The organism is Clostridium tarantellae, from assembly GCF_009295725.1.
GTDB classification, from domain to species: Bacteria; Bacillota; Clostridia; order Clostridiales; family Clostridiaceae; genus Sarcina; species Sarcina tarantellae.
On record NZ_WHJC01000097.1, the window covers coordinates 1 to 11,747 of the forward strand.

Sequence of the window (11,747 nt, forward strand, 5' to 3'; positions counted from 1 at the left end):
AGCTTATATAGATATTAAAAATAATAACTGATATTATAAAAGAAAATAAAAAATTTAGCTATTAGAAGGAGTGAAAAGATAAAAGATGATAAATATAGAAACTTTAATAAATAATGATTTATCAAAGTTAACCATGGAACAACAAGAGTATATTACTAAATTCAATGAGTCTTTAAGACAGGAACTAATTGAAGAAATAGTTTTAAATGTAAAGAATATGATTTTAAATGATTTAAAAAACAATAAAGAAGAATTTGATGAATTTATAAAAGAAATGATTGTTAATGGTTATAAGGGGCTTAAAAATATTAACACACAAGGTTTATTAAACTTATATCTTGAAAAAAAAGATGAATTTGATTTTATGAATTTAATAGAAAAAGTATCTGCTAAAAATTGTTAAAAGTAAAATATATTCAAATTTAATTTAAATCTACTACTATGGTATAATATAGCAAGATATAAATATTATATTGAAAGGGAGAGATATTTTTGGAGGATAGTATTTCATTAATAAAAAAATCTCATGAACGATGTAAAAGCTATGGTCTAAAAAAGGAAAAAGTTTATCCAAATAAAATAGTTAATAATAATGAATTCTATCAATTATTAACTAAAAATAAACAACTTATAGAAATATCTAAAGCATATAGTAATATGATAAATGCTACTTTAAGAAATGGTGATTTTATTATAATTTTGACTGATAATAGAGGATGTATTTTACATATACAAGGGAATGAAAAGGTTGTAAAAGAATTTAAGAAATTAAATCTTATAATAGGTACATATATGAATGAAAGAAGTATAGGTACAAATGCTATGGCTGTAGCTTTAAAGGAAAATAAAGCAGTGCAAATAACAGCTAATGAACATTATGTAAATATGTTTAAAAGTCTTACTTGTTCAGCAGCCCCCATTCATGATTCACAAGGAAATATAATAGGAATTTTAAATCTTACTGGAGAAAGTTGTAAAAAACATGAGCATACTTTAGGATTAGTTGTTTTTGCAGTTAAGGCTATTGAAAATGAATTTGAGAGAATAAAAATAAATAAGATACTTAATGAAACTTATAATTATATGGAAAATATTATTGAGAATACAGATAAAGGTATATTAATAGTAGATACCTATGGAAATATTAAAAAATTAAATGAATTAGCAGTTAAAATATTAAGTGAAGAAAAAAATTCCTTAATAGATTATCATATAGGAGAAATAGTACCTGATTGGTATAATGTTTTAGAAAAATTAGAAAAAAAAGATTGCATTAGTAGAGAAATAAGATTTGAATATATTGGAAATAGTAAAATAATATTAAAAATAAAAGGTGTAAAACTTAAAAAAAAAGTTGTTGGTATGTTAATTACAATGACAATAAAAAAAGAATTGTTTAAAAAAAATAATACAGGAGCATTTTACAATTTTGAAGATATAATAGGAGAAAGTATTATTATAAATAATATTATAACTAATTGTAAAATCATAGCTAATAGTCCTTCAACAGTTTTAATAGAGGGAGAAAGTGGAACAGGAAAAGAAATTTTAGCACAGGCTATACATAATTATAGCAATAGAAAAGATAAAAAATTTGTAGCTATAAATTGTGGTGCTATTCCTAGTAACCTTATAGAAAGTGAACTTTTTGGATATGAAGAAGGCACTTTTACTGGTGGAAAAAAAGGTGGTAAAATAGGAAAATTTGAAATGGCTAATGGAGGAACTTTATTTTTAGATGAAATAGGTGAAATGCCATTAGCACTTCAAGTTAATTTACTTAGAGTATTACAAGAAGGAAGAATAACTAGACTTGGTGGAGAAAAAGAAGTTTTAATAAATGTAAGAATAATAGCTGCTACTAATAAAGATTTAAGAGAAAAAATAAAAAAGGATGAATTTAGAGAAGATTTATATTATAGATTATGTGTTATTCCTATAACTTTACCCCCACTTAGAGAAAGAAAAGGAGATATAAATAAATTAATAGAATATTTTTTAAGAATAAAATCATTTAAATTAAATAAAGTTACACCTAACTTAGATGAAAATTTATTAAATAAATTAATTAATTATTCATGGCCTGGTAATATAAGACAGTTAGAAAATTGTATAGAGAACTTAGTTAATTTAGGTGGAAATATGTCTTTTGACTTAATTGAAGATGAAATAAAATTAAATTATAAAAGTGATAGTCCTTTAGAATGCAAAAATGGATGTATAATTCAAAGTTTTAATTTAGATAAAGTAGAGAAAAAGGTAATAATTAAAGCCTTAAGAGCAAATAAGTATAATATAAGTAAATCTTCTAATGCATTGGGAATAAGTAGAAATACATTATATTGTAAAATTAAAAAATATAATATTGAAATGTAATAAAATCTAACAGTGTTTTAAAATCTAACAATAAAGAAATTTAAATTGTTTAGTTTTGAAACACTATTTTTTTACATAAAATTAATATTAAAGTGAAAAATTGTTTTTATAAATTGAATTAATAAAAAAATAGTATTTATATAATTTTGGCATTGTATTTGCTAATAATGTAATTAAAGGAATTTATATTTAAATACTTATAAAAATTTCATATATAAAAATATAATGCTAAGTGGAAATTTGGGAGGAATAAATAATGACAAGATTTACTTTGCCAAGAGATATTTATCATGGAAAGGGTTCATTAGAAACTCTTAAAAATTTAAAAGGAGAAAGAGCTGTTATCGTTGTTGGTGGTGGCTCTATGAAGAGATTTGGTTTTTTAGATAAGGTTGAACAATATTTACATGAAGCAGGAATAGAAACTAAATTAATAGAAGGTGTTGAACCAGATCCATCTGTAGAAACTGTTATGAAAGGTGCTGAAATAATGAGAGATTTTCAGCCAGACTTAATAGTAGCTATGGGAGGCGGTTCTCCAATCGATGCAGCTAAAGCTATGTGGATATTTTATGAATATCCTGATTTTACATTTAAGGAAGCTGTAATTCCATTTGGATTACCTGAATTAAGACAAAAAGCTAAATTTGTAGCTATACCATCTACTTCAGGTACTGCTACAGAAGTAACAGCATTTTCAGTTATAACTGATTATAATGAAAAAATAAAGTATCCTTTAGCAGATTTTAATATAACTCCAGATATAGCAATAGTTGATCCTGATTTAGCTCAAACAATGCCAGCTAAATTAGTTGCATATACAGGAATGGATGCTTTAACTCATGCTATAGAAGCATATGTATCAACAATTCATACAAATTTTACCGATCCGTTAGCTTTAAAAGCAATTGAGATGGTAAATGAAAATTTAATTGAATCTTATAAAGGCGATAAAGAAGCAAGAAATTTAATGCATGAAGCTCAATGTTTAGCAGGAATGGCATTTTCTAATGCTTTACTTGGAATAGTTCATTCAATGGCTCATAAAGTTGGTGCAGTGTTCCATATACCACATGGATGTGCAAATGCTATATTTTTACCATATGTAATACAATATAATAGATCAAAGTGTGAAGATAGATATGCACAAATTGCAAAAGTAATGGGATTAAAGGGAGAAAGTGATTCAGTATTAACAGATGAATTAATAATGAAGATAAATGAACTTAATACAGAGTTAAGTATACCTCATTCATTAAAAGAGTATGGTGTTTCATCAGAAGATTTTAAAGCTAATCTTAAATTTATAGCTCATAATGCTGTAGAAGATGCATGTACAGGTTCTAATCCAAGAGCTATTGATGATAAAAATATGGAAAAATTATTTGAATGTACATACGATGGAGATAAAGTATATTTTTAGAAAAACAGATAGATGAATTTAAAGTTATGAATATAAAGAATACTTTTCTATAATTAAATAGAAAAGTATTCTTGGTTTAATAGAAAATTTCAATTTTATGTATTATATGGGTTTGAATTGGAGGAGAAAATGTATAAAATAGTTGATAAAAAACTACTTACGAATAATATATATTTAATGGACATTGAAGCACCAAGAGTTGCTAAATCAGCGCAACCAGGTCAATTTATAATAATAAAGATTAATGAAAAAGGAGAACGAATTCCTTTAACTATAGCTGATTATAATAGGGAAAAGGGTACTGTTACTATAGTTTTTCAAACTGTAGGACTGGGGACAAAGAAATTAGCTAGTTGTAATATTGGTGAAAGTGTAATGGATTTTGTAGGACCATTAGGTCAACCTAGCGAATTTATTCATGAAAATTTGGAAAGTTTAAAAAAGAAAAATTTTATTTTTATAGCAGGAGGGGTAGGTGCTGCACCTATATATCCTCAAGTTAAGTGGTTTCATGAGCATGGAATAAATGCAGAGGTAATAATTGGAGCAAGAAATAAGGAGTTAATAATATTAGAAGATGAAATGTATAAAGTAGCTAAAAAAATATATATATGTACTGATGATGGTTCATATGGATTTAATGGAAGAGTTACAGATTGTTTAAAAGAATTAGTTGAAAAAAAAGGTAAGAAATATGATCATGCAATTGTTATAGGACCAATGATAATGATGAAATTTATGTCATTATTAACTAAAGAGCTAAACATACCAACAACTGTAAGTTTAAATCCAATAATGGTTGATGGAACTGGAATGTGTGGAGCATGTAGAGTAACTGTAGGAGATGAAGTTAAATTTGCTTGTGTAGATGGTCCTGAATTTGATGGTCATTTAGTTGATTATGATGAATCTATAAGAAGACAAACAATGTATAAAACAGAAGAAGGAAGAGCACAGTTAAAAGTAGAAGAAGGTAAGACCCATCATCACGGTGGTTGTGGTTGTGGAGGTGATAAGTAATGGAAATGAAAGATAGAATGGTTAGAACTCCTGTTACAGAACAAGCACCAGAAAAAAGAGCGAAAAATTTTGAAGAAGTTTGTTTAGGTTATGATGAAGAAAGAGCTTTTAAAGAGGCTAGTAGATGTTTAGGGTGTAAAAAACCTAAATGTGTTGAAGGATGTCCAGTATCAATAAATATACCTGAATTTATTAATAAATTAAAAGAACATAATGTAGAAGCAGCGGCTAAAGAGATTATAAAGTATAGTTCATTACCAGCAGTTTGTGGTAGAGTTTGTCCTCAAGAAAATCAATGTGAAGGAAAATGTGTATTAGGAATAAAAGGAGAACCAGTTGCCATAGGTAAATTAGAAAAATTTGTGGCGGATTGGGCAAGACAACACAATGTTGATTTAAGTAAAAAAGAACCTTCAAATGGAAAAAAAGTAGCTGTTATAGGTAGTGGTCCAGCTGGATTAACTTGTGCAGGAGAATTAGCTAAAAAAGGTTATGAAGTTACTATATTTGAAGCATTACATGAGCCAGGTGGGGTTTTAGTATATGGAATTCCAGAATTTAGACTTCCTAAGGAAGAAGTTGTTAAAGCTGAAATAGAAAATATTAAAAAATTAGGTGTTAAAATAGAAACTAATGTGGTTATAGGTAGAACCGTTACTATAGATGAATTAATAAGTGATGAAAATTATGATGCTGTGTTTATAGGATCTGGTGCAGGACTTCCTAAATTTATGGGAATACCAGGTGAGAATTCTAATGGAGTATTTGCAGCAAATGAATTTTTAACTAGAGTTAATCTAATGAAAGCTTTTAAAGAAGACTATCATACACCAGTTAAAGCAGGTAAAAAAGTTGCGGTAGTTGGTGGTGGAAACGTAGCTATGGATGCAGCTAGAACTGCTTTAAGATTAGGTGCTGAAGTTCACATAGTATATAGAAGAAGTGAGGAAGAATTACCAGCGAGAGCTGAAGAGGTTCATCATGCTAAAGAAGAGGGAATAATTTTTGATGTTTTAACTAATCCAATAGAAATAATTAGTGATGACAATGGTTGGGTTAAAGGTATGAAATGCGTAAAAATGCAATTAGGAAAACCAGATGATTCAGGAAGGAGAAGACCTGAAGCAATTAAAGATTCTGAATTTGTAATGGATGTGGATACAGTAATAATGTCTTTAGGAACTTCACCGAACCCATTAATTGCTACAACAACGGAAGGATTAAAAACAAACAAATGGAAATGTATAGTTGCAGATGAAGAAACGGGATTAACTTCTAAAGAAGGAGTTTATGCAGGTGGTGATGCTGTTACAGGAGCTGCTACAGTTATACTTGCAATGGGAGCAGGAAAAAATGCTGCAAAAGCTATTGATGAATATTTAAATAATAAATAGAATTTAAGTAAATAGTTTAAACAAAGGAAAATACTTAGTTTTTAAGTACTTAAAGCATTAAATTATTATATATAAATAGAAAAATTAAGAAATTTTAATCATTTAAAAGGTAAAAAAACTGTATGAATAATTTTTGTTACTCATACAGTTTTTATTTATTTAAATATTAAAAATTTGATTATGGTTATTTGTAGAAATATTAGCGTTTTTATAGTCATTATAAATTAAATTTATATTTGAACAATGGTCACATCCATCAGTAGAAATTAAATTTAGAATTTTTAAAGCAATATCTTCTCCAAGAGAAAATCCTTCTTTTAAATCTATAGGATAATGAACTCCACCATATAGTCTAGAAATACTACATTCACTGGCTAAACTATATATTTTTTCTTTTTCCTTAGGAAAGAAATATGATGTAATAGCAGCAAAACAACCAGCTGCAACTGAATGACCAGCTGGATAACTAGGATGTTCAGGAGTTGGTAAATGAGGTTTAAAATAAGGAGCATATTGAACAGGTCTAGGAACCATGTACATAAATTTATAATGCCAACATATAATCATAGCATCATTTAAAGCAGTAGAAAGAATACAATACATTCTAGAAGCTACAATTACAGGAACTTTATATGTGTTAATAAGATTTTGTAAAATAGGGATAAATTGATTTTGAGGTATACCAGTTCCCCAATAAGTAGCAACAGTTTTTTGGGTAACAGTTAGTTTGTTACTTATAGATAATACATCTTTAAGTTGCTTTCCAGAAAAATCATCAAAACAATCAGGAGCCTTTAAAGAAAAATTTGTTAGGTTACCATTTAAATCAACAAATGAATTTTCCTGTGTTCTTCTAAAGTAATATAATGGCCATGAAACACAATAAGGAGTTTCTCCTAAAGAGGTAAATTTTAAATTAGGGTAAGGTAGTTTAGACCAATCATTTTCTATATTTTTATTACGATTATCTTGGGTATCGTCATTATTTCTATTTGAAGAGTTTTTTTCATTAGTATTTTTAATATAAGTACTTGAAGTGTTATCACAAGGATTACAGTTTGCAAAATAATAGTTTTTAGATTGAGGTTGAGGAGTAGATGTATTGGAAGTTTTTTCTGTAGAACTATAATTATTAGAAGAATTATCATGATTTTCAAAATTATAATTTCTAATATTTGAGTAAGAAACTGTATTCATAAATATAATCACTCCTATTTTATTTATTTAAATTTTATTGAAAAAAATAAGATAATTATATAATATGATTTTCAAGTAAAAATGTGGCAATTAATATTATTTTTTTATTTAATTTAAAGAATTAATAAGTTATAAGATAAAAAAATAATATATAAATAGATATTAGATATAATTAATAACTATTATTAGATAAAAATGAATTGACATTAGGAAGATTAGGATTTAAAATAAACAGTAACGAACTTATGTTTGAGATTTGTTTTGATTTAGATGGTATATATATATTAAATATAAGTTAATATATACATAAGTAATTAATAAAATAAATAATTTAGATGTAAAGTTTTATATATGAGGTGGATTTATGAAAGATAAGATTATTATTAAAGGAGCTAAAGTACATAATTTAAAAAATGTGAATTTAGAAATTCCTAGAGATAAATTAATTGTTTTTACTGGACTTTCAGGTTCGGGAAAATCTTCCTTAGCCTTTGATACTATTTATGCAGAAGGACAAAGAAGATATGTAGAATCTCTATCAGCTTATGCAAGACAATTTTTAGGACAAATGGATAAACCTGATGTAGAATCTATAGAAGGATTATCACCAGCTATATCTATTGATCAAAAAACTACATCAAAAAATCCACGTTCTACTGTTGGAACTGTAACAGAAATATATGATTATTTAAGATTATTATTTGCAAGAGTAGGTACACCACATTGTCCTAAATGTGGAAAGGAAATTACACAACAATCAGTAGATCAAATAGTTGACAAAGTTATGGAATTACCAGAAAGAAGTAAAATTCAAATATTAGCGCCAATTATTAGAGGAAGAAAAGGAGCCCATGAGAAAATATTTGAAAACATAAAGAAACAAGGTTTTGTTAGAGCTAGAGTTAATGGAGAAATTTATGATTTAACGGAACAAGAAGTTAATTTAGAAAAAAACAAAAAGCATAATATTGAAGTTGTTGTAGATAGATTAATTGTTAAAAAAGGAATTGAAAGAAGATTAACTGATTCAATTGAAGCGGCATTAAAGTTAGCAGAGGGATTAGTTATTATAAATATTGTGAATGGTGAAGAAAAATTATATAGTGAAAAATTTGCTTGTGCAAATTGTGGTATAAGCATTGATGAGCTAGCACCAAGACTATTTTCTTTTAATTCTCCTTTTGGAAAGTGTGAGCGTTGCGATGGTTTAGGAACATTATTGGAAATAGATGAAGATTTAGTTGTACCAAATAAAGAATTATCTATAAGAGAAGGAGCAATTTCTTCTTGGGGTGATTCTAGAATGAAAGAAGATTCTTGGACTTATGCAGTACTTAAAGCATTAACAGAAAAAATGAAGTTTAGTTTAGATGTTCCTTATAAGGAGTTAACTAAAGAAGTTAAAGAAACTTTAATGTATGGAACTAATGGAGAAAAATTAATAGTAGAATATGTTAAAGAGGGAGTAAAAGGTATATATAGTCATTCCTTTGAAGGAGAGATTAATAATTTAAGAAGAAGATATATGGAAACAAATTCAGATTTTATTAAGGGTGAAGTTGAAAAATATATGAGCAATAATCCTTGTCCTAAATGTAAAGGTGCTAGATTAAAACCAGAAGCTTTAGCTGTTACAGTAGGTAATAAGAATATAAATGAATTTACTAAAATGTCTATAAGGGAAGAGTTAGAATTCGTAAATTCGTTGGAATTTTCTCAGAAGAATAGAATAATTAGTGATCAAATTTTAAAAGAAATAAAATCTAGGTTAAATTTTTTAATTAATGTAGGATTAGATTATTTAGATTTAGCTAGAAATGCAGGAACTTTATCTGGTGGAGAAGCTCAGAGGATAAGATTAGCTACTCAAATAGGTTCTCAACTTATGGGAGTTCTCTATATATTAGATGAGCCCTCTATAGGTCTTCATCAAAGGGATAACGATAGACTTATACATACATTAAAGCATTTAAGAGATTTAGGTAATACTCTTATAGTTGTAGAGCATGATGATGACACAATTAAAGAGGCTGATTTTATAGTTGATATTGGACCAAGAGCTGGTGAACATGGTGGAGAAATTGTAGCAGCAGGAACTTTAGATGAAATAATGGAAAATGAAAACTCTTTAACAGCTCAATATTTAAATGGGATAAAAAAAATAGATGTTCCTATTAATAGAAGAAAAGGTAATGGAAATTTTATAACAATAAAAGGTGCTAGAGAAAATAATCTTAAAAATGTTAATGTAAAAATTCCTTTAGGTACATTAACAATGATTACTGGAGTTTCTGGTTCAGGAAAAAGTACTTTAATTAATGAAATACTTTATAAAGGACTTAATAAAATACTTAATAAGTCTAAGGATATACCAGGATATTATAAAGAAATAATAGGGTTTGAAAATATAGATAAAATAATAGATATAGATCAAAGTCCTATAGGAAGAACTCCAAGAAGCAATCCAGCCACTTATACAGGTACATTTGATATTATAAGAGAATTATTTTCTCAAACTCCAGAAGCTAAAATGAGAGGATATAAGCCAGGAAGATTTTCATTTAATGTTAAAGGTGGAAGATGTGAAGCTTGTAATGGAGATGGAATTATAAAAATAGAAATGCAATTTTTATCAGATGTTTATGTACCATGTGAAGTTTGCAAAGGTAAAAGGTACAATAGAGAAACATTAGAAGTTAAATATAAAGGAAAAACTATAGATAATATTTTAAACATGACAGTAGAAGAAGCTTTAGAATTCTTTGAAAATATTCCAAGAATAAAAAATAAACTTCAAACATTAAGTGATGTTGGTCTTGGTTATATAAAATTAGGTCAACCTTCTACTCAACTATCAGGTGGAGAAGCTCAAAGAATAAAACTAGCATATGAACTTTCAAAAAGAAGTACAGGAAAAACATTATATATTTTAGATGAACCTACTACAGGATTACATATTCATGATGTAAATAGATTAATAAAAATTATTGAAAGATTAGTAGAGTCAGGAAACACAGTGGTAGTAATAGAGCATAATTTAGATATGATTAAATGTGCAGATTATATTATAGATTTAGGGCCAGAAGGTGGAGATAAAGGTGGTAGTATAGTTGCAACTGGAATACCAGAAAAAATATGTGATGTTAAAGAATCTTATACAGGGAAATATTTAAAAAAACATTTAAGAATATAATTTTACATAATAAATTTTTTTGATTTGCATAACCTAAAGTTAATCAATTAATTAAACTTAAGAGGAGGTGAACGTTGACTTAAATAAAATTAATATTTAAGTCAACGGGCAAAAGTATGAGTAAAAATACAAAGTTAATTGCATTAATTTTAACAGTAATATTAGCTTTCAGTATCATAGGATGTAAAGCTAAAAATAATACACTTATACCACCAGATAGAGCTACAACTGATAAAGAATTTTATATAAATAAAACAGATGACAAAGATGAATATTTTAAAATTCTTTCAGAAAAAAGCAAATATTATTTATCAGATATACCTTTAGATACTCAATATGATTTATCTAAAATTGATATATCTAAAATAGAGCCAGGTGAAAAATTTTTAACAGATTTTAAAAATGCATATATAGATTTAGAAATAAGGTTAAAAGGATTTAAAGAAGAATTGCAAAATAATGTTACATCTAAAAATAATGTAGTGATTAAAGTAAATAATGAAATAATTGCTTCAATAGATAAAAATTTAAAACAAATAAATGAATTTAATATAAAGTTAGAAGAAAAAAATTCTTTATTAAATAGTAAAAATAAAGATAATTTTTTTAAAATTTTAAGAAAATTAGAAAGAAATGCACATAAATCAAGAGTAGAACTTTATAAATTATTGGAAAATAGTAAAGTGAAATTAGGAATAAAATAATTTCTTTAGTGATTAGAAAGAATTAAAGGAAGTAATTATCTTTATAAGTGGAGAGCATTTACGTATAAAAAATAAAAAAATGCTGTAAAAAATTTTTTGAATTAATATTTAAAGATAATTATTGTATTATAAAAATTTCTATGTTATACTAATTAGGTAATTAATAGAGATTTAATTCGATAATAAGTTTCTCCATTTAGGAAATTTGTTAATTTGAGTAAATCTTTAAAAAATGGAGGAATTTAAAATGGCAGATAAAACAATAGTTTGCAGAGATTGCGGAAAAGAATTCGTATTTACAGAGGGAGAGCAAGCTTTCTACAAAGAAAAAGGATTCGATAACGAGCCAGTAAGATGCGTTGATTGCAGAAGAGCAAGAAAGCAACAAAACAATAGAAGATAATTATTGTTTAAATAAGCTATAAGGTTTACCTTATAGC

Annotated in this window: 9 protein-coding genes; 8 read left to right on the forward strand and 1 reads right to left on the reverse strand. The window is 26.6% G+C overall.

What is annotated here, in order from left to right; all coding sequences use genetic code 11:
* The first annotated feature begins 85 nt into the window (after positions 1–85).
* The 5 genes from GBZ86_RS08025 (at position 86) to gltA (ending at position 6,213) form a co-directional block, all read left to right on the forward strand.
* Positions 86–403: a hypothetical protein gene (locus GBZ86_RS08025; protein WP_152889458.1), complete on the forward strand. Its 318-nt coding sequence runs from the start codon at positions 86–88 to the stop codon at positions 401–403.
* Positions 404–492: 89 nt separating this feature from the next.
* The gene (locus GBZ86_RS08030) at positions 493–2,376 is read left to right on the forward strand and encodes a sigma-54-dependent Fis family transcriptional regulator (RefSeq protein ID WP_152889459.1); all 1,884 of its coding nucleotides are present in this window, start codon (positions 493–495) and stop codon (positions 2,374–2,376) included.
* 256 nt (positions 2,377–2,632) lie between these two features.
* Positions 2,633–3,799: an iron-containing alcohol dehydrogenase gene (locus tag GBZ86_RS08035; RefSeq protein ID WP_152889461.1), complete on the forward strand. Its 1,167-nt coding sequence runs from the start codon at positions 2,633–2,635 to the stop codon at positions 3,797–3,799.
* 129 nt (positions 3,800–3,928) lie between these two features.
* Positions 3,929–4,819 carry a sulfide/dihydroorotate dehydrogenase-like FAD/NAD-binding protein gene (locus tag GBZ86_RS08040; protein WP_152889463.1) on the forward strand — a complete coding sequence of 297 codons (891 nt, stop codon included), beginning with the start codon at positions 3,929–3,931 and terminating at the stop codon, positions 4,817–4,819.
* Positions 4,819–6,213 carry an NADPH-dependent glutamate synthase gene (gene gltA / locus GBZ86_RS08045; RefSeq protein ID WP_152889465.1) on the forward strand — a complete coding sequence of 465 codons (1,395 nt, stop codon included), beginning with the start codon at positions 4,819–4,821 and terminating at the stop codon, positions 6,211–6,213. Before GBZ86_RS08040 ends, gltA begins: the two co-directional genes overlap by 1 nt.
* Positions 6,214–6,372: 159 nt before the next feature.
* Here gltA and GBZ86_RS08050 read toward each other — a convergent pair whose 3' ends face one another.
* The gene (locus GBZ86_RS08050; protein WP_152889468.1) at positions 6,373–7,410 is read right to left on the reverse strand and encodes a vanadium-dependent haloperoxidase; all 1,038 of its coding nucleotides are present in this window, start codon (positions 7,408–7,410) and stop codon (positions 6,373–6,375) included.
* A 364-nt stretch (positions 7,411–7,774) separates the two neighbouring features.
* Between GBZ86_RS08050 and uvrA the strand changes: the two genes are divergently transcribed.
* From uvrA to GBZ86_RS08065, 3 genes are all read left to right on the forward strand, one after another.
* Positions 7,775–10,603, forward strand: a complete 2,829-nt coding sequence (gene uvrA, locus GBZ86_RS08055) for an excinuclease ABC subunit UvrA (protein ID WP_152889470.1) — start codon at positions 7,775–7,777, stop codon at positions 10,601–10,603.
* 116 nt (positions 10,604–10,719) lie between these two features.
* Positions 10,720–11,307 (forward strand): hypothetical protein, encoded by a 588-nt coding sequence (locus tag GBZ86_RS08060; RefSeq protein WP_152889472.1) that lies wholly within the window; start codon positions 10,720–10,722, stop codon positions 11,305–11,307.
* Positions 11,308–11,554: 247 nt separating this feature from the next.
* Positions 11,555–11,710 (forward strand): zinc-ribbon domain-containing protein, encoded by a 156-nt coding sequence (locus GBZ86_RS08065; protein WP_152889473.1) that lies wholly within the window; start codon positions 11,555–11,557, stop codon positions 11,708–11,710.
* The last annotated feature ends 37 nt before the right edge of the window (positions 11,711–11,747 follow it).

What these genes read in the sequence shown, in the direction of transcription:
- GBZ86_RS08025 (WP_152889458.1), top strand. Translation starts at nt 86, where the DNA reads ATGATAAATATAGAAACTTTAATAAATAATGATTTATCAAAGTTAACC.
- GBZ86_RS08035 (WP_152889461.1), top strand. Translation starts at nt 2,633, where the DNA reads ATGACAAGATTTACTTTGCCAAGAGATATTTATCATGGAAAGGGTTCA.
- GBZ86_RS08040 (WP_152889463.1), top strand. Translation starts at nt 3,929, where the DNA reads ATGTATAAAATAGTTGATAAAAAACTACTTACGAATAATATATATTTA.
- gltA (WP_152889465.1), top strand. Translation starts at nt 4,819, where the DNA reads ATGGAAATGAAAGATAGAATGGTTAGAACTCCTGTTACAGAACAAGCA.
- GBZ86_RS08050 (WP_152889468.1), bottom strand. Translation starts at nt 7,410, where the DNA reads ATGAATACAGTTTCTTACTCAAATATTAGAAATTATAATTTTGAAAAT.
- uvrA (WP_152889470.1), top strand. Translation starts at nt 7,775, where the DNA reads ATGAAAGATAAGATTATTATTAAAGGAGCTAAAGTACATAATTTAAAA.
- GBZ86_RS08060 (WP_152889472.1), top strand. Translation starts at nt 10,720, where the DNA reads ATGAGTAAAAATACAAAGTTAATTGCATTAATTTTAACAGTAATATTA.
- GBZ86_RS08065 (WP_152889473.1), top strand. Translation starts at nt 11,555, where the DNA reads ATGGCAGATAAAACAATAGTTTGCAGAGATTGCGGAAAAGAATTCGTA.